Source organism: Arenibacter flavimaris, assembly GCF_030291335.1.
Taxonomy (GTDB): domain Bacteria; phylum Bacteroidota; class Bacteroidia; order Flavobacteriales; family Flavobacteriaceae; genus Arenibacter.
In genome coordinates, this window is sequence record NZ_JASWIM010000018.1 from 26,463 (window position 1) to 46,488 (window position 20,026).

16 protein-coding genes are annotated in these 20,026 nt (G+C 40.0%); 8 read left to right on the top strand and 8 right to left on the bottom strand.

The window, feature by feature from the left end:
* Positions 1-134 precede the first annotated feature (134 nt).
* The 3 genes from glmS to QSE00_RS14115 all read right to left on the bottom strand — a co-directional run bounded on the left by glmS (position 135) and on the right by QSE00_RS14115 (position 4,764).
* Complete coding sequence (glmS, locus tag QSE00_RS14105) at positions 135-1,982, bottom strand: glutamine--fructose-6-phosphate transaminase (isomerizing) (protein WP_110354461.1); 1,848 nt, start codon at positions 1,980-1,982, stop codon at positions 135-137.
* 128 nt (positions 1,983-2,110) lie between these two features.
* Complete coding sequence (locus QSE00_RS14110) at positions 2,111-3,949, bottom strand: DUF4270 domain-containing protein (RefSeq protein ID WP_110354460.1); 1,839 nt, start codon at positions 3,947-3,949, stop codon at positions 2,111-2,113.
* 5 nt (positions 3,950-3,954) lie between these two features.
* Entirely contained in the window at positions 3,955-4,764 is an 810-nt protein-coding gene (locus QSE00_RS14115; RefSeq protein ID WP_110354459.1) for a glycogen/starch synthase, read from the bottom strand.
* Between the two features lie 103 nt (positions 4,765-4,867).
* Between QSE00_RS14115 and panC the strand changes: the two genes are divergently transcribed.
* The 5 genes from panC to radA all read left to right on the top strand — a co-directional run bounded on the left by panC (position 4,868) and on the right by radA (position 9,866).
* Entirely contained in the window at positions 4,868-5,710 is an 843-nt protein-coding gene (gene panC, locus QSE00_RS14120; protein WP_286106445.1) for a pantoate--beta-alanine ligase, read from the top strand.
* A 76-nt stretch (positions 5,711-5,786) separates the two neighbouring features.
* A complete protein-coding gene (gene panD / locus QSE00_RS14125) occupies positions 5,787-6,137 on the top strand; it encodes an aspartate 1-decarboxylase (RefSeq protein WP_110354457.1) in 351 nt (116 codons plus the stop codon).
* 2 nt (positions 6,138-6,139) lie between these two features.
* On the top strand, positions 6,140-7,105 hold the full coding sequence (locus QSE00_RS14130; protein WP_286106446.1) for a lysylphosphatidylglycerol synthase transmembrane domain-containing protein: 966 nt from the start codon (positions 6,140-6,142) through the stop codon (positions 7,103-7,105).
* Positions 7,106-7,130: 25 nt separating this feature from the next.
* Positions 7,131-8,273, top strand: a complete 1,143-nt coding sequence (locus QSE00_RS14135) for an alpha/beta hydrolase (RefSeq protein WP_110354455.1) — start codon at positions 7,131-7,133, stop codon at positions 8,271-8,273.
* Between the two features lie 231 nt (positions 8,274-8,504).
* Entirely contained in the window at positions 8,505-9,866 is a 1,362-nt protein-coding gene (gene radA, locus QSE00_RS14140; protein ID WP_110354454.1) for a DNA repair protein RadA, read from the top strand.
* A 138-nt stretch (positions 9,867-10,004) separates the two neighbouring features.
* On the opposite strand, the gene QSE00_RS14145 is transcribed toward radA, so the two are convergent.
* Positions 10,005-11,045: an NADP(H)-dependent aldo-keto reductase gene (locus tag QSE00_RS14145; RefSeq protein WP_286106447.1), complete on the bottom strand. Its 1,041-nt coding sequence runs from the start codon at positions 11,043-11,045 to the stop codon at positions 10,005-10,007.
* A 53-nt stretch (positions 11,046-11,098) separates the two neighbouring features.
* On the bottom strand, positions 11,099-11,860 hold the full coding sequence (locus QSE00_RS14150) for an exodeoxyribonuclease III (RefSeq protein WP_110354452.1): 762 nt from the start codon (positions 11,858-11,860) through the stop codon (positions 11,099-11,101).
* A 246-nt stretch (positions 11,861-12,106) separates the two neighbouring features.
* Between QSE00_RS14150 and QSE00_RS14155 the strand changes: the two genes are divergently transcribed.
* Positions 12,107-14,188 carry a TonB-dependent receptor family protein gene (locus QSE00_RS14155; RefSeq protein ID WP_286106448.1) on the top strand — a complete coding sequence of 694 codons (2,082 nt, stop codon included), beginning with the start codon at positions 12,107-12,109 and terminating at the stop codon, positions 14,186-14,188.
* A gap of 82 nt (positions 14,189-14,270) precedes the next feature.
* On the opposite strand, the gene QSE00_RS14160 is transcribed toward QSE00_RS14155, so the two are convergent.
* Both QSE00_RS14160 and QSE00_RS14165 read right to left on the bottom strand, forming a co-directional pair.
* Positions 14,271-15,815: a glycine--tRNA ligase gene (locus tag QSE00_RS14160; protein WP_110354450.1), complete on the bottom strand. Its 1,545-nt coding sequence runs from the start codon at positions 15,813-15,815 to the stop codon at positions 14,271-14,273.
* 37 nt (positions 15,816-15,852) lie between these two features.
* The gene (locus QSE00_RS14165; RefSeq protein ID WP_110354449.1) at positions 15,853-16,749 is read right to left on the bottom strand and encodes a hypothetical protein; all 897 of its coding nucleotides are present in this window, start codon (positions 16,747-16,749) and stop codon (positions 15,853-15,855) included.
* A 43-nt stretch (positions 16,750-16,792) separates the two neighbouring features.
* Between QSE00_RS14165 and QSE00_RS14170 the strand changes: the two genes are divergently transcribed.
* Positions 16,793-17,494: a ComF family protein gene (locus tag QSE00_RS14170; RefSeq protein ID WP_286106449.1), complete on the top strand. Its 702-nt coding sequence runs from the start codon at positions 16,793-16,795 to the stop codon at positions 17,492-17,494.
* Positions 17,495-17,523: 29 nt separating this feature from the next.
* Positions 17,524-19,161: an Ig-like domain-containing domain gene (locus QSE00_RS14175; protein WP_353477476.1), complete on the top strand. Its 1,638-nt coding sequence runs from the start codon at positions 17,524-17,526 to the stop codon at positions 19,159-19,161.
* Here the strand turns inward: QSE00_RS14175 and QSE00_RS14180 are convergent.
* Entirely contained in the window at positions 19,145-19,915 is a 771-nt protein-coding gene (locus QSE00_RS14180; protein WP_309148901.1) for an amidohydrolase, read from the bottom strand. The genes QSE00_RS14175 and QSE00_RS14180 overlap by 17 nt on opposite strands.
* Between the last annotated feature and the right edge of the window lie 111 nt (positions 19,916-20,026).

Sequence of the window (20,026 nt, forward strand, 5' to 3'; positions counted from 1 at the left end):
TATTTTTTGTTCAAAATTTAACATTTATTAGTGAATATTTGACAAAAAATAGGTTGTAAAAAAATGACATCCATATATAATGACCCTTTTGGACCATCATTTATGGATGTCAATATAGTATCTATTTGGTAGAATTATTCCACTGTAACCGACTTGGCCAAGTTACGGGGCTGGTCAACATTGCAACCTCTCATAACCGCAATGTGATATGACAACAATTGAAGCGGAATAGTAGTCAACAAAGGAGTTAAACTCTCCAAGGTCTCAGGAATTTCTATAACATGGTCTGCCAATTCCTTCACCTGCACATCCCCTTCCGTAACCACCGCTATGATTTTACCCTTACGGGATTTTATTTCCTGAATATTGCTCACTACTTTTTCGTAATGCCCCTTATTCGTTGCAATTACCACTACGGGCATATGTTCATCTATAAGGGCAATTGGGCCGTGCTTCATTTCTGCCGCGGGATAGCCCTCGGCATGTATGTAACTAATCTCCTTCAATTTCAATGCACCTTCCAAAGCTACCGGAAAGTTGTATCCCCTTCCCAAATAAAGGCAATTGGTAGAATCCTTATAGACATTGGATATTATTTCGACCAATGGATTTGAAAGCAGTGCCTTCTCCACTTTACCGGGAATATTTTCCAATTCGGTTAAATACTCATGGAAACGCCTAGTATTGAAAATCCCTTTTTCCTTGGCCAATTTTAACGCCAATAAGGTCAGTACAGTAATTTGTGTGGTAAATGCCTTGGTCGAAGCCACTCCAATTTCCGGACCGGCATGGGTATAGGCACCTGCATCGGTTTCCCTAGCTATGGAAGAACCAACCACATTACACACTCCAAACACAAAGGCTCCTTTTTCCTTGGCCAATTTAATAGCGGCCAGTGTATCTGCCGTTTCCCCCGATTGTGAAATGGCAATCAGCACATCCTTATCCGTGATTACCGGGTTTCTATATCTGAATTCAGAGGCGTATTCCACCTCTACAGGTATTCTGGCCAAATCTTCAAAAATATACTCGGCCACCAAACCGGCATGCCAAGAAGTTCCACAAGCAACAATGATAATCCGATTGGCGTTCAGGAATTTTTCCAGGTTATCATCTATACCTGCCATTTTAATTATCCCTTCCTTGGCCAAAAGGCGTCCACGATAGGTATCCAAAATAGCCCTCGGCTGTTCGTAGATCTCCTTTAACATAAAGTGGTCAAAACCGCCCTTTTCAATTTCCTCAAGATTAAGTGCCAATTCTTGAATTGAAGGGTAGGCTATGGCATCGTTCTTAATTTTCCTCAATTTAATTTCCTTGCCCAATCTAATGACAGCCATTTCCTCATCTTCCAAATAAATGGCATTGTTGGTAAATTCTATAAAAGGTGATGCATCGGATGCTATAAAAAATTCGTTCTCCCCGACACCTATAGCTAACGGACTGCCCAATTTTGCCACCACTATTTCATCTGGTTTTTGCTTGTCAAAAACTGCAATGGCATACGCCCCAACAACCTCATTCAATGCAATTTGCACAGCCTTACCCAGTTTTACCCCTTCCTTGCGCTTAACCTCTTCTATAAGGTTTACCAATACTTCCGTATCGGTTTCTGAAGAAAAGGTGTAGCCCCTTTTTGTCAACTCCTTCTTTATGGAATCATAATTTTCAATTATACCATTATGAATTATTACCAAATCTCCAGAATTGGAATAATGCGGGTGCGAATTAACATCATTGGGGACACCATGCGTAGCCCATCTTGTATGGCCTATTCCCAGTTTACCTTCTAGGGAAATGGTGCTTTTAGCCTTATTTTTTAGATCCTCTACCTTCCCCTTCGTCTTGGATAAATTTATTTCGCTTCCATCATATAATGCGATACCGGCACTATCATAACCTCTGTACTCCAAACGTTGAAGTCCTTTTACAATAATGGGATAAGCATCCCTATGGCCTATATATCCTACGATTCCACACATAATTCAAAATTTAATGGTTAGTAATTAACAAAAGGTTTTACATAACAAATTTAACTGCTTGTTATTTAAAACCTTTTATCTTTTAGTTAATTAACGTAAAAATACTATAAGTGGTATTTTTTTTGCCTTTAATTTGCTTTGGTGTAGAAAATTTCGAGTTTTAATTTTTTTCCTTCCTGTCCACTAGGTAAATTATCACTGCCGTAAAGGACGGTCCCAAAAGGGTTTACAGAGGACATTACCGGTACTTCCCCCTCCGTACTATTCGCCAACATGGCCTTTCCGGTGGCTGTAATCCTAATATCCGAAGTCAATGCCAAATTCAGGGTGGCATTGGTAGAGTCCCTTACTATAAGATCGTTAATATAATTGGTAATCTTAATTTTATAACTCTGGCCTTTGCCGCCTTCCTTTTTTAGACTTCCGTCATAGTTGGTAATATTACCGTCGTTGAAATCCTCCTCAGATTCCAGGAATTGATTGTAGACCGGTCCATTTGTATTGTCCTTGTACAAATATAATTTTGAAGGTTCAATAGTGCCCCCAGCTGCATCCAAAGAATTTCTGTCAACATAAAACACCAAATTGGCCTCATTTATTATCCAATTCCGATTCTTGATCTGGTTAATGATTTCACTACCATTTACTTCATCAAAAAGCTTGATCTGGGCATAACTTCCGGCCCCACCTTTCAAATAAATCTTTGAAGCATTTTCACTATTGTCCAACCCATTGGATATTTCGGTAGGGTATGCCTCATTGATAAAGGTATTCACTGCATTTCCAATTACTGCTCCAGTGCTGGTATCGCGCCTGATAAAGTTTAGGACAAATTCCCGCTCATTTTGGATTACGGTAGCATCTGTTGAGCTGGTTACGCTATCATATTCGTATTTTATAGTAATATTCCCTTGTGTTAAGTCCAACATCACCAAAACATCGTCCGGAATGGACATATGGACACCTCTAAAAAACTCAGCAAAATTAGCCTGGCTCAATAACTCGGAAGAACCTTCCTTATCCAAAATATTTTGCTGAAAAAATGAAGAATTCAGTTGCACCCTAATTCCAGGGGCAATTCTAACAGGGGCTTCCTCGGATTCGTCCACATCTTCCGTTTCCGGATCGTCTTCCTTAAAAATCAACTCTTCCACATTGCTTATTTCGACCGGTCCTTCATACAGAAGGTCGGACACAAAGCCGGGAGAAAATTGTTGGGACGAATAATATTGCTGGGCCTCCTGAAAATTGGTATTGGGATCCAAATCCCTCAGGAAATACGTAGATCGTTCCACCTTAAGATTAAAGGATTCCGGAATAGCTCCATTGGCATCAAAAATACTATCCAGATCATATTTTATCGGAAACCTATTTACCGCCGTATCATCGTCCAAGTTATCATTGGTACCATCTCCATCCGTATCCCTATTCAGGGGATCGGTACCCAGAGCCTTTTCCTGGATATCGGTTAAGGTATCCCCGTCACTATCGCTGTTGGCATCCTCGGGGTCGGCATCATACTCATCCGCTACACCGTCCAAATCCCTATCGCCCTTGGGATTGGTTAAAAAAGGAATAAACAGAAAAACTTCCTTTACCGTCTCATTCTCTTTAATGGTCAGCGTACTGGAATCCGTATCGGCCGTTTCTTCAACTTGTGCGGAATAACTCCCAAAAGTGGGGTTTGCCGCGGACAATTGTACCTGGGTAGTTATACTGGCTTCGGTTTTCCCATAAATTGGGTCTGTATAATTTCCTATTTGATAAACCGGTAACTTATTGGTCCTTACCGCCTCTATCTTTTTATTGTAGGCAAAAACATCGTAAACCGCCTTGCCAGCTGTAAATGGTTCACCACCTACCACACCACTACCAACGGTAGTCAAATCCTCCTCACAGGACCACAAGACTACAACAAGCAATATACCTACCACGGTAGGTAATTTTAATCTGTTCAGTAAATTCATTTAGATTATTTTAATACTTTGGTGTTATAAAAATTCATGTAAGCTTCCTCAAACTCCTGTAATGGCACAAACGGCAAAACAGGTTTTTCGAGCTTGGATATGTAGTCTTCCAATTCTGATGGAATATCTTCCGCAGCTAAAATAACAGCATCGGCATAATCCACAGCAACTTTTAACAAATTATTATAATTGGGCTCTTCAAGCGATTTTATACTTTCTTCCGGAACACCGTCGAAGGCAATCTTTTTAATTAGGTCTTTATCCAAGGTACCATCAAATCCTTGCCCATAAACAGACATGATAATCTTGCTTTCGGCAAATAAAGGCTCGTCCGCATAGAATTTTTTAAGATAGAGCGGCAACAATGATGCCATCCAACCATGGACGTGAATAATGTCTGGAGACCAATTCAATTTCTTAACGGTCTCTACCACACCCTTGGCAAAGAAAATAGCCCTTTCGTCATTATCCGGAAATAACTTTCCGTCCTCATCGGTAAAGGTGGCCTTTCTTTTAAAGTACTCATCATTATCAATGAAATAAACCTGAATACGCTCTCTGGGAATCGAGGCCACTTTTATGATCAATGGCATATCCATATCATTAATCACCAAATTCATCCCGGATAACCTAATAACCTCATGCAATTGATGCCTACGTTCATTGATATTCCCAAACCTTGGCATAAAAATCCTTATCTGGCCACCATTACTATTGACCATTCTTGGGGTTTCGTAAGACATTAAGGAAACTTCGTTCTCTGGAAGATAGGGTACTAATTCTGAAGATACAAACAATATCTTTTTGCCATTCATAAAAGCAATATTTTATTAATAGAGTAAGAGAAAGTGCAAAATTACAAAAATTATGCAGATTAGCAGTAATTATAGTAAGTTTGCTCTCTTTTAAGTAAAACGAATGCAGCTAATTAACTCACAAAAGGAACTTAAGTCTTATCTAAACTCCATACAAAAAACCAAATCGATTGGTTTGGTCCCAACCATGGGGGCATTGCATTTGGGACATATGTCCTTGGTCCAAAGATCGGTCGGGGAAAATGACATCACCGTTGTGAGCATTTTTGTCAACCCCACCCAATTTAACAACAAGGAAGATTTAGAGAAGTATCCAAACACTTTGGAAGCCGATTTAGCCATATTAAAAGGAGTTACCGATAGGATGGTGGTTTTTGCCCCTTCCGCCAGGGAAATGTATTCTGGAGACATTAGCTCCAAATCGTACAATTTTGAAGGATTGGAAAATGTTATGGAAGGGGAATTCAGGGAAGGACATTTTGACGGTGTAGGAACTATTGTAGAAAAGCTTTTGCGCTTAATCTCACCAACAAGGGCCTACTTTGGGGAAAAGGATTTTCAACAACTCCAGATTATCAAAAAACTGGTAAAAATCACCAATCTACCTATAGAAATCATTGGTTGCCCCATAGTCCGGGAAGCCAACGGGCTGGCCATGAGTTCCAGAAACGAACGATTGGACCCTCAATTAAGACAAGAAGCTTCTTTTATATACAAAACCCTAAAAGCTGCCAAACAAAAATTTGGCACGAAAAGTGCTAATTTTACAGTAGATTGGGTAAAAAAACAGTTTAATGCCCATCCAAAATTAAAACTGGAATATGTTAAAATTGCAGATGAAGACCAGTTGAAACCGGTTAAAAGAAAAAATAAAAAAACAAAATACAGAGCCTTTATTGCCGTTTATGCGGGAGATGTTAGGCTTATAGATAACATTGCCCTTTAAAGTTGAAAACCAATTCCAAAATGTAGACCATACTGAAATTGGAAATCCAATTGGCATAAATGATTAACTTTGTCCCATGCAAATAGAAGTAGTAAAATCTAAAATACACCGCGTAAAAGTGACGGGTGCTGACCTCAACTATATAGGCAGTATTACCATTGATGAAGATTTGATGGATGCGGCCAATATTATTAGAGGTGAAAAGGTGCAAATTGTAAATAACGACAATGGTGAAAGGCTAGAAACCTATGCCATTCCTGGAACCAGAGGCAGTGGTGAGATAACATTGAATGGTGCTGCCGCCAGAAAGGTAGCAGTAGGCGATGTTTTGATTTTGATAACCTACGCCACCATGGATATTGAATTGGCCAAAAAATTTAACCCATCCTTGGTTTTCCCCAATGAGGAAACCAATCTCTTGACCTAGTTTTGAAGTCTTCCATTAAGAATACCCTAAAAACAATTCTCCCCATACTGTTGGGAGTTTTTTTAGTTTGGTATTCTTATTATTCCACTTCTGAAGAGGATAGGTCGGAAATAATACATTACATAAAAAATGCAGATTTTTTTTGGGTCGGGGTATCTATTTTATTGGGCATACTTACACATCTTTCCAGAGCTATTAGATGGAATTACTTGCTGCAACCACTGGGCTATAAGCCAAAACTATTCAACAATATATTGATCATATTAACGGCCTATTTCACAAACCTGGGAATACCAAGGTCTGGGGAAATATTGAGGGCTACGGCTTTGGCTACCTACGAACATGTTCCATTCCAGAAGGGATTTGGAACCATTGTTACGGAAAGGGTCATCGATTTGATTATGCTGTTCCTGATTGTTGCCTTAGCACTCTTCCTTCAAACCGAAATTATTTGGGACTTCCTACAACAAAAAGGTTTTAATCTTGTATTGTTATTGGCACTTCTTGGTTTCGGGATTTTGGTGCTGACCTTGTTAACGTATTTATTAAAAAGATCACAATCAAAATTTGCCCTTAAACTAAAAACATTTTTGAGAGGCCTTTTGGAGGGCATCCTCAGTATTTTCAGAATGAAAAATAAATGGGGCTTTGTCTTACACACCTTATTTATATGGCTAGCCTATATAGCTATGTTCTGGGCAATAAAATTTACAGTGTCGGAAACCGTGGACCTAAGCGTAAGTCAGCTTCTAGTAGCTTTTGTGGCAGGAGCCTTTGCCATGTCGGCCACCAATGGCGGTATTGGTATTTATCCCATTGCCGTTAGCAGCGCCTTGGCAATATTTGGCATTAGCAAGGTTTCGGGAGATGCTTTTGGATGGATTATGTGGATTTCACAAACTTTAATGATAGTGGTTTTTGGCGCAATATCTTTTCTGATTTTACCGTTATGGAACAGAAACAAATAGTCTTCTATTGCCCAAATTCTGTTCTATGCAACGTTTTTTCACCCTATTGGCCTTATTTGTCTACTTTGGTAGCAATGCACAGGTAACCCAAGAAATTTTCGAATCCTTCAAGTTACAGGAACGGAGGGATGTACAATACTACTTCCCTGAAAGCTACACTGCAGAAAAAAAATATCCGGTGATTGTAGTTCTGGATGGGGAATATCTATTTGACCAAGTGGTGGCCAATGCAAAATTTTACAGCAACTTCCACGGCATGCCCGAAGCTATTATAGTTGGTGTTCATCAATCAAAAAACAACCTAAGGGAACAGGACTGTGGCTTTGAGCCCGATAGTGGCCTGCCCACCGAAAAAGGCAAATTGTTCTTCGAGTTTTTGGGAATGGAACTTATTCCCTATTTGGAAACCAAATTCAGCACGGCCCCCTTTAAGATGTTCGTAGGTTATGATATTACTGCCAATTTTGGAAATTTTTACCTCTTTAAGGACGATTCCCTATTTAACGCCTATATAAGTATTTCCCCCTATTTGGCCACAGAAATGGAAACTAGGGTGCCTGCCAGATTATCGGTGATGAAAAAGAAAATATTTTACCAATTGATCTTGGAGGGTGAAAAAAGTGAAAATAGCAATAGGATCTTGACATTGGATCAAAACTTAAAAGGGATGGATAGTGATAATTTGCACTATTTCTTCGATAAATACGAAAACGCCGACCATATTTCCGTAGCCACTTACGGCATTGGGAAAGCTTTCGACAATATCTTCGGAATGTTCAAGCCTATAAGTCCAAAAGAATACAAAGAAAAGATCTTAACCCAAGTTGGACCTGTTTTTGATTATTTGGCGGACAAACAAACTTCTATAGAAAATCTATTTGGCTTTAGAAAAACGACTAGTCTAAACGACATCATGGCCATTTACGCCGCCTCCAGAAAAAAGGAAGATTTTGAATCACTAAAACCCTTGTCGGACCTTTGTAAAAAGGAGTATCCCAATACTATGTTGGGCTTTTATTTTGAAGCTGAATATTACGAGCAATTGGGCGAACCCAAAAAGGCCCTTAGGACATTTGAAAAGGCTTTTGGCATGGAAGAAATAGATTTTCTTACCAAAGAAATGGCCTTGGAAAAAATTGATGCCCTCAAAGCGGATTTTGGATATTAAAAAACTTTTCCAAAAAATGTCCAAGGCCACTTAATAAAGTCTTGGAATCCGAATTTTACCTCTTAATCTTTGATGAACACCCCTATAACTACCTGTTGGGGCTGCTAGGTTGTGACAAATATCCTTACCGTTAAACCCTATTTGCACTTGGTATCAATTTAAGCCAAGTGTTTAAAACCGTATGTCCTTTTCAAACTTCTTACTACCTTAGCGCAAACCGTAATTAGAATAATGGCCAAAACAAAAACCGCTTTTTTTTGTCAGAACTGTGGAACACAATATGCCAAGTGGGTAGGACAATGTGGAGCTTGCAAGCAATGGAACTCCGTTGTGGAAGAGGTGATTCAGAAAGAGGAAAAAGTATCCTGGAAAAGTTCTTCCCAACCCTCCAAAAAAATTGCAAGGCCATTAAGGGTCAATGAAATTAGCATCGATAAGGAGGTAAGGCTCAACACCTACGATTTGGAATTCAACAGGGTTCTTGGTGGAGGGTTGGTTCCTGGCTCCCTAACCCTTTTGGGCGGGGAACCGGGAGTGGGGAAAAGTACATTGTTACTACAAATAGCCCTTAAACTTCCCTATAAAACTTTATATGTTTCAGGTGAGGAGAGTCAAAAGCAAATTAAAATGCGCGCCGATCGCATTCACCCCAATAGCGAAACTTGTTTTATCCTAACCGAAACCAAAACACAGAATATCTTTCAACAGATCGAAGCCACTGAGCCGGATATTGTGGTCATAGATTCCATACAAACCCTACATACAGATTACATTGAGTCTACGGCCGGTAGTATTTCCCAGATACGCGAATGCACCGCGGAACTTATAAAATTCGCCAAGGAAACCAACACACCGGTTATCCTCATTGGTCATATCACCAAAGACGGTACCATTGCCGGTCCCAAAATATTGGAGCATATGGTAGATACCGTACTGCAATTTGAGGGCGATAGAAATTATGTATACCGCATCCTAAGGTCACTTAAAAACCGTTTTGGATCTACTTCCGAATTGGGAATATATGAAATGCAGGGCAGCGGTTTGAGGGAGGTCAACAATCCGTCCGAGATTCTGATTTCCAAGAACGATGAAGGCTTAAGCGGTACATCCATAGCATCTACCGTGGAAGGTATGCGCCCATTGATGATTGAAATACAAGCCTTGGTAAGCACAGCGGTTTACGGAACGCCACAGCGCTCCACTACCGGTTACAATGCCAAGCGTTTAAATATGCTTCTGGCCGTCCTGGAAAAAAGGGCCGGATTCAAGTTGGCGGCCAAAGATGTCTTTCTCAATATTACCGGGGGAATATCTGTAGACGATCCGGCCATTGATCTTGCCGTTATTGCGGCCATCCTCTCCAGTAACGAGGACATCCCCATAGAAAAAGGGGTGTGTTTTGCTGCCGAGGTAGGTCTTGCCGGTGAAATAAGGCCTGTACAACGTATAGATCAGCGTATCTTGGAAGCAGAAAAATTGGGTTTCAGTACTATCTATGTTTCCAAAAACAACAAGATAACCTTAAAAAACACACAAATCAGAATACAATTGGCTACCAAAATCGAGGATGTGGCCAATAGTCTGTTCTCTTAGCGCCTGCCTAAGCAAGTGTTCAAGTATTAATTTTTTGAATTAAATATCCTTGCCAGAACCAACATCAGTACCACAACCACAACAATTAATCCCAGTTGCCAAAAACCTACTTTTAAAAAATACAATGCCATCATAGGGTTAAGGAGCTGGATTTGGAATTTCATTATGGATCGCTTCAATATCTTTAAGCAGTTCCTCGCTCAATTCCACCTCTATACTGCCAATATTTTCCTTCAACTGGTTCATACTGGTAGCACCAATTATATTGGAGGTTAAAAAGGGTCTTGAATTTACAAAGGCAAGTGCCATTTGCGCCAAAGACAAATCGTTGGCCTGGGCCAATTCATAATATTTTTGGGTTGCCTTAACGGCCATATCACTACTATACCTATTGTAATTTGGAAAAAGGGCAATCCTAGAATTCTCAGGCTTTCTTCCTCCAAGGTACTTTCCGCTCAAGGTGCCAAAACCCAAAGGCGAATAAGCCAAAAGGCCCAAATCTTCACGATGTGAGATTTCTGCCAATCCAACCTCAAAAAGACGGTTTAAAAGGCTATATGGATTCTGAATGGTGATCATTCTGGGCAAACTGGCATGTACCTTGCTTTCCTCCAAATACCTCATGGCTCCCCAAGGAGTCTCATTGGAAATGCCCACATGTCTAATTTTACCTTCCCGAACCAAGTCTCTCAACGCTTCCAAAATCTGATGGATATTGTCTTCCCAATGGTCATTGATACTATACTTATAACCTCTTTTTCCGAAATAATTTGTTGTCCGGTCCGGCCAGTGCAATTGATATAGATCTAGGTAATCTGTCTGCAAACGCATAAGACTTCCTTCCACGGCCGATTTTATGGTTTCGCGGTTAAACCCTGTAGTTCTAATAAACTTGGACATTTCCGCCTTACCAGCAATTTTGGAAGCCAAAATAACCTTATCACGGTTTCTTTTCTTCTTAAACCAACTACCTATAATTCTTTCGGTATCCGCATATCGCTCCTTGGTTGCGGGAATGGGGTACAACTCCGCCGTATCAAAAAAATTAACTCCCTGTTCCAGGGCATAATCCATCTGCTCGTGACCCTCTTCTTCTGTATTTTGCCGGCCCCAGGTCATGGTTCCCAGACATATTTTGCTTACTTCAATATCGGTTCGGGGGAGATTGGTATACTTCATATTCTATTATCACTTTATTATTATAAATTCAATGTAGGGAAAGACCATCGGCACTAGTCCAATTCAACCAGTATGGGACAATGATCGCTATGAACGGCCTGCGACAAAATAACGGAACGTTTTAGACGGCTCTCCAATGGCCTGCTGACCAATCCATAATCCAATCTCCATCCCTTGTTATTGGCTCTGGAGTTTGCCCTATAGCTCCACCAGGTATAATTATCTGGCTCCTTATTAAAATGCCTAAAGCTATCTATAAACCCACTATCCATAAAATTGCCGATCCACTCCCTTTCCACAGGTAAAAATCCGGAAACATTTTTGTTTCTAACCGGGTCATGAATATCTATTGCCTCGTGACATATGTTATAATCCCCGCAAATAATAAGATTCGGTTTTTCTTTTTTTAAATCGTCGATATAGTCCTGAAAATCGGCCATATATTGTAATTTATGATCCAATCTGGCTATATTGGTGCCTGAAGGTAAATAAAGGCTCATGACAGAAACTCCATTAAAATCGGCCCTTAGGTTTCTTCCCTCAAAATCCATATAGTCTATTCCCGTTCCATACTCCACATGGTCCGGTTGTATTTTGGCAAGAATGGCCACTCCGCTATATCCCTTCTTTTGGGCACTGTACCAATAATGATAGTGGTAACCCAAGGCCTCAAAGACCGTAAGATCCAACTGATCCCGATTGGCCTTGATTTCCTGCAAGCACACCACATCCGGATTTACCGTTTTTAGCCAATCCAAAAATCCTTTGTTCACCGCAGCCCTGATTCCATTTACGTTATAAGAAACAATTTTCATCTATATTTATTTTATCACAACTACCCGCCTTAAATCCAAGGGGTAGGCATATGTGTTCCAATTCACTTCAATATCGGCTTTTACCAAAATATGGCCAAAAATAGCCAATGTTTTTTGTAACCAAAAAGTAAGAGCAAAATAGTTGATAATTATACCCGTTTTAAAAGTTCCAAGCAACGGACCTTTTGAATTTCAGTATAAAAATATTAGATATTAATCCTTAAGTTTGAGCCTTAAATTAAATACATGAAATCCTCCTTTCATTTTCTAATTGCCTTTATTTCCCTATTGGTATCCAATGCCCAGGAACCCATCCAAAGAGACAGCATCACTGAATTGGACGAGGTAATCCTTTTGGATTCCCTACAATCGGCCGCGGATAACGGTATTATATCCACTAAAATTATTGGCACCAAGGTGTTTCAGAACTATAGTCCCGTAGATATGGTTTCGGCAATCAACCAAGTATCCGGGGTATATATATTGTCCGGGGCACTAAACACCAATAGGATCACCATCAGGGGGGTAGGTGCAAGAACATTGTTCGGGACGGACAAACTGCGCCTTTACTACAACGATATCCCAATAACGAACGGTTCGGGTTTCTCTACCATTGAGTCTTTCGATTTGGAAAATCTAAGTTCGGTAGAAGTCATCAAGGGACCAAAGGCGACTAATTATGGCGCTAATTTAGGTGGGGCAATTTTGTTGAATTCCAAACAGCCCACCAACGAGTCTACCTATTTCAGAAATAACTTTACAATAGGCTCCTACAGTTTGGTTAAGAACAATCTACAATTTAGCCTTAAAGAAAATAAGTTAGCACTAAACTTTCATTACGGATTTTTGGAGACCGATGGCTATAGGGAAAACAACAGGTTTAAACGCGAAGGTGTTCTCCTGGATGTAAATTACCAAATTAATCCCAAAACCAACATTGGACTTCTCTTCAATCATGTAGATTACAACGCCCAGATACCCAGTTCTTTGGGTGCGACCGATTTTAAGGAAAACCCTACCAAGGCTGCATTTACATGGAAATCTGCCCAAGGATACGAGGACAACAAATATAGTCTGGCCGGCTTGGCCCTAAATCACGCTTTTTCAAACAAAATAAACAACACCACTAGTATTTTTTATTCCTATCTGGACCATTATGAACCCAGACCATTTGGAATTTTGGAGGAATACACCAACGGCTATGGTTTTCGGACCAAGTTCGCCGGTACATGGGCTACCAACAGCTCCAAAATTGACTATAATTTTGGAGCAGAATTATACAAGGACGAATACCAATGGAGCGAATTTGAAAATCTATACGAAGATAATAATGGACAGGGTAGTTTAGCGGGCGATCAATTTGCAGAAAACAAGGAGTTTAGGCGACAGTTCAATGCTTTTGGAAATCTACTTATTCCTTTTGGGCAGGCCTTTTCCGCCCAACTTGGGTTAAGCGTGAACAAGACTTATTACGATTTTAGGGATAGATTTAACCAAGGGGCCGACAATAGGAGCGCAGAAAGGGATTTTGACGCCATAGTCCTGCCCAGCCTAAACCTCAACTATAATTTATCTGCGGCAAATTCAATCTATGCCAATATAAGTAGAGGTTTTTCCAATCCTACGGTGGAGGAAACCCTTACTCCGGACGGGGTTATCAATCCCGATATTGCCCAAGAAACGGGTGTAAACTATGAAATAGGCACTAGGTTACTGCTACTGGATAGGAGTTTACACATAAACCTTGCCTTATACAAAATGGACATCAAAAATCTACTGGTTGCCCAAAGGGTTGGCGAGGATCAATATATAGGCAAAAATGCAGGCAAGACCCAACATCAAGGGTTGGAGTTGGATATGGAATATAATTTGGACATTACCTCCAACCTTAGGGTTGCCCCTTTCATTAGTTATACTTTTAACGATCACAGCTTTGTGACCTTTGTGGACGGCGACAACAATTATTCGGGAAATGCATTGACAGGGGTTCCCAAACACAGATTAAACTCTGGATTACAAGCCCAACTGAACAATAAGTTTTATTGGTATACCACCCATCAGTATGTAGGTGAAATTCCCATGACAGACGCCAATGGGCTCTACAGTGATGCCTTTAATGTAATCAATACCAAGGTAGGGTACAAGAACCAATTGGGGAAAAAGCTATCCCTGGATTTGGCCTTTGGCATCAATAATATCTTCGACCAAAACTATGCACAATCCGTACTCATAAATACCACAGGATTCGGTGGGGCCGAGCCTAGGTACTACTACCCCGGAAACGGCAGGAATTATTATGGGAGCCTGAGGTTGGGGTATAGCTTGTAAAAGAAAAGGTCTAAAAAGTAATTGTATTCGCCCTTGCAAATACACCTACCTTTTAGACCTTTAAAATCCTATTTTTTTGAAATTACACCATGCGCTTCAACCAGCTCTTCATGTCTACCTCCTTATGGATAATTGCCTTTACCTCTGCAATGGCAACGCGTTGTTGTTCCATGGTATCCCTATGACGTATGGTAACCGTTTTATCTTCCAATGACTGGTGATCCACGGTAATGCAAAATGGCGTACCGTTGGCATCCTGTCTTCTATAACGACGGCCTACGGCATCCTTTTCATCATAAACCACATTAAAATCCCATTTAAGGTCATCTATGATTTCTTGGGCCAATTCCGGTAAACCATCCTTTTTTACCAAGGGCAGTACTGCCGCCTTCATAGGTGCCAAAACAGCCGGTAATTTAAGTACGGTCCTAGTAGTGTTGTTCTCCAATTCCTCTTCTACCAGGGAATTCGAAAAAACGGCCAAGAACATACGATCCAGACCTATGGAAGTTTCAACCACGTAGGGAACATAACTTTCATTCAGTTCAGGATCAAAATATTGTAATTTTTTACCCGAGTATTTTTCGTGGCTACCCAGATCGAAATCGGTTCTGGAATGTATCCCTTCCAATTCCTTAAATCCAAAAGGAAATTTAAATTCTATATCGGCAGCGGCATCTGCGTAATGCGCCAATTTTTCGTGATCGTGAAATCTGTAGTTCTCAGCGCCCATACCCAATGACAAATGCCAGGCCATCCTTTTTTCCTTCCAGGTCTCGTACCATTCCTTTTGGGATCCGGGACGAATAAAAAATTGCATTTCCATTTGTTCAAACTCCCTTTGGCGAAAGATAAACTGCCTTGCAACGATTTCGTTCCTAAAGGCCTTGCCCACTTGGGCTATCCCGAAAGGAATCTTCATTCTTCCGGTTTTTTGTACGTTCAGGAAGTTTACAAAAATACCCTGTGCAGTTTCGGGCCTAAGATAGAGATCCATGGCGCTATCGGCAGAGGCTCCCAGTTTGGTGCCGAACATTAGATTAAATTGCTTTACGTCTGTCCAATTCCTTGACCCGGACAAAGGACAGGCAATTTCAAGTTCCTCAATTAAATTTTTTACATCTACCAAATCCTCGTTCTCCAAGGATTTGCCCAATCGCTTCAAAATGGTCGTTATCTGTTCTTGGTAACCCACCACTCTTGGATTGGTTTCCAAAAATTGCTTTTTATCGAAAGCCTCTCCAAAACGTTTTTCTGCCTTGGCTACTTCCTTGTTTATTTTAGCTTCAATTTTAGCGGTATAATCCTCTACCAAAACATCGGCACGATATCTTTTTTTGGAATCTTTGTTATCTATCAATGGATCGTTAAAAGCATCTACGTGCCCGGATGCCTTCCAAACGGTTGGGTGCATAAATATTGCGGAATCCAGTCCAACAATATTATCGTTCATCTGAACCATGGCCTTCCACCAATATTCACGGATATTCTTTTTTAACTCGGCCCCATTTTGGGCATAGTCGTATACCGCACTTAGTCCGTCGTAAATTTCGCTGGATTGGAAAACATATCCATACTCTTTTGCATGCGAAATTACTTTTTTAAAATCGTCTTCTTGTTTCACCATTTGGCAAAAATATAATATTAGTGGAAAATGAAGAGATTTATTTCAATTGAAATTCTGAAGTCGCCAATAATTTTTCATTCTCGAAAACATTTAGGGTATAGATTCCCTCCTCCAAAGAACCTTCAGGTACCGAAATAGCATCACAAACACTAAATTCCTGTCCCATAAAGACTAGTTCTACGCGTTTGCTGTAAACATTGCCATTTACAGAAATGGTACTGGCATTATCCTCTATAACTCCCATATTTGGGCCTAGGAATTGCAGGTAGATAACACGCTCCTCATTTTTGGAATTGGGATTTCCCATTACGGTAACACATCCCCTTAATTTGGATATGATATTCGCCTTATTGGTTTTAATGTGTTTGCCGCTTCTAAACCTAAAACCACTACCCTCGGAATTTTCCAATTTTAGATAGCTTTTGGTCTTGAGCTCCTGACTAAGTTCCCTGTTCTTTCTTCTAAGCAAAGCTTCGGCCTCCGCCAACGAACTGCTCTTTCCCCTTAGTTCCTCGATTATCTTCTTGGTTTCCTCATATTTGTCCCCAAGGAGCATATTGTTATACTTAAGGAAATTGTTCTTAAGTTTAAGGCTATCATTTTTGGCCTCGAGCTTTCTAAGTTCGGTTTTGTATTCCTTTAATTTTTCGACCGTAAAATTCAAGCGTCCCACGGAATCCAACAACTGTTGCACCCTATATTTTGAATCCTGTAATTCTATTTCATTTACCTCATTAAGTGCAGAAAGCCTATCTACATCAGATTTCATCAATGTAAGGTCCTTAACAAGCAATTCTTTCTCTTGCTCCAAAAAATTTATGCGACTTTTGGATTGGGCGTAACTATAATAAAAGGCAATAAGTATGCCTAGTATAATAGCTGCCAGAGCGGCAAGTATTATCTTATAATTAAATTTATTATCTTCAGTATCCATCTAAAAGCATGCGTATTAAGTAGGTTAATAGTAATCAAGATTTGTGTATTCCAAGATTTCAAATATACTAAACGATATCAACACGGTCCTTGTACCTAGGCTATGTTTTGGATGTAATACCCTATTATATAGAGGAGAAGAACATATATGTACCGTTTGTCGAAATCAATTACCACTCACCGAGTATACTTTTAACGCTCTAAACCCTGTTGACCGTATATTTTTTGGAAGAATTAACATTATAAAGGCAAGTTCTTTTCTATTTTTTACTGAAAAGGGAATAGTAAAAAGTATAATTCACTACCTAAAATACAAAAACCAGGAACAAATAGGTGCATTTTTAGGGAATTGGTATGGCCATATCTTAAAGGAAAACAATTTTCTTAACAACATTGATTACGTGGTGCCCGTTCCCCTTCACCGAAAAAAATTAAAAAAAAGAGGCTATAACCAAGTATCCCTTTTTGCCAAATCAATAGCGGAACACATTGGTGCCCAATATCTAGAAGGTGTCCTGATTAAAACCGCCAATACAAAGACCCAAACCAAAAAATCCAGAATATTAAGGTGGCAGCATAAACAGGCCCTTTATGTTTTAACGGAACAAGAAATATTAAAAAATAAAAATGTGCTCTTATTGGACGATGTCATTACTACAGGGGCTACCATGGAGGCCTGTGCTACGGCCTTGTCCGCAGCAAAGGGAATCAATTTATATGTTGCGTCTATGGCCATAGTACCTTAATTTTACAATTCTACAAATTAGTTGTTTCTTTGTTGAACATTTTCAGAACTGCTATGATCCAACGCATTTTAGGGTTTTTATTTCTCCTTTTAACCGTATCGGCCCTTGTACAGTGCGCACGTAGAGGTGCGCCCAGTGGAGGCGATAAGGATGTTACACCACCGAAATTGGTAAAGGCAGAGCCCGAAAACATGTCCATAAACTTTAATACCAATAAGATCCGATTGTATTTTGACGAATACGTAAAGCTTAAGGATATTGAAAAACAACTTATTGTTTCCCCCCCTTTAAAGTATACTCCCTTAATATCCCCACAGGGTTCGGCCAACAAATATGTAGAGATAATCCTAAAGGATACGCTAAAAGAAAATACTACCTATACTTTTAATTTCGGCCAAAGTATCATAGACAATAACGAGGGCAACCCCTTTAGCTATTTTACCTATGTGTTTTCTACTGGAGACTATATAGATTCCCTAAAGGTCTCCGGCGTGGTCAAGGATGCATTCAATAAAAATGCAGACACTTTTATTAGTATTATGCTTTATGAGATCGATAGTACCTATACCGATTCTACCATCTATCGGCAACCGCCAAATTACATAACCAATACGCTGGATAGCACCCCCATTTTTCATTTAAAAAATCTAAAGGAGGGACAATATGCCATGTTCGGGCTAAAAGATGAGGCCAAAAACAATATCTTCAATCAAAAGGTAGATAAAATTGCTTTTATAAAGGACACCATTACCCTGCCGACGGATTCCGTTTATTTATTGACCATGTTTAAGGAACTACCGGACTATAGTATTTCCGTTCCCAATTTTGCCGCGAAAAACAAGATTATTTTCGGGTATCAGGGCAATGCCAAGGAGATTTCAATTAGTACCCTGAGCAACATTCCCGATACGGTTAAGACCAAGATTACCAAAGAGCGGGAAAAGGATACCCTAAACTTCTGGTTTACCCCTTTTAATGCGGATTCACTGGTTTTTACAGTGGCCAACGAGAAAGAAAGGCTAATAGATACCTTTACCGTTAAAACAAAGAAAGTTGGCGTGGACACCCTTATTGTACAGCCAAACCAAAGAGGGTCCCTAGATTTTGGAAACCCCTTTTATATTGGTACCAATACTCCCATATCGCGTATGGACAGTTCAAAGATCCGGATGGAACGCAAGGATTCAACCCTGGTAAACCTCATCACCTCATTGGATACCATAGGCAATAAAATTGATTTTGATTTTGAAGTAGAACCCAACGAGAGTTATACTTTGGATCTACTGCCAGGGGCGATAGTAGACTTTTTTGATACCGAAAATGATACCATATCCATAAAGCTAACTACCAAAAGTTATGCAGATTTTGGAAATTTAAGACTTACTTTGGATGGTACGGTTACCTACCCATTGATCGTGCAATTGACAGACGAAAAAGGAGTTACCGTAAAGGAATTGTTCGCCAATGAACAGCAGGTCTTTGAATTCACCCATATTAAGCCGGCCAAATACCTGATTCGGATCATTTTCGATAGTAACGGTAATCAAAAATGGGATACTGGAAATTACCTTCAAAGAATTCAACCGGAAAAAGTAACCTACTACCCTAAGGTATTGGAAGTAAGGGCCAATTGGGAATTGGAACAAACTTTTACCCTTTCAGATTAAAATGGTCCCGATCTTCCAAAAACCTTAATTTTTCCCTAGCGTCGGAAATACTTTTTTTATACAAGGTGGCATATAGAACCTGTTCCTCTTTGGAAAACACTATTGGTTGGCCAAAGACATCGTTTACTGTGGAATGGCCGGGATAATTATGTCCGGTATTATCCGTTCCTGTCCTATTTACGCCTATTACATAAGCCATATTTTCAATGGCACGCGCCTTTAAAAGGGCATCCCAGGCATTAATTCTTGGTCTAGGCCAATTGGCAACATAAATTAACACATCATAGTTCTCCGTATTCCTGGCCCAAACAGGAAAACGTAGATCATAACAAATAAGCGGACAGATCCTAAAACCCTTAAAATTGATCAAGATCCTTTTTTCCCCTCTGTTATATATCTTATCCTCACCGGCCAACGTGAAGGTATGTCGCTTGTCATAAAAACTCGATTTTCCATCGGGTTCCACAAACCAAAGTCGGTTATAATAATGCCCTTCTGCAAAATAGACCATACTGCCTGTTAAGGCCACCTTTTTTCTCTTGGCCTCCATTTGCATCCATTTAACCGTCTCACCCCCTTCCTCCTTGGCAATATTCCAAGGAGTCATGGTAAAACCCGTGGTAAACATTTCGGGAAGTATCACTAGGTCTACCTCTTCACTTATGGCATTGAGTTTCTTGGAAAAGTGTTCCCTGTTCTTTTCCGGATTTTCCCAAGCTAGGGGGGATTGTATAATTGCTACTTTGAGTTCCATTTCCATATGCTATTGCTCCAATCAAAATATACTAACGGATAATTCTAGAGGGTCTGTTTGTACAAATGCTTGATTCTTTTGACAAGAATGACCTTGCCCACAAATCCATGA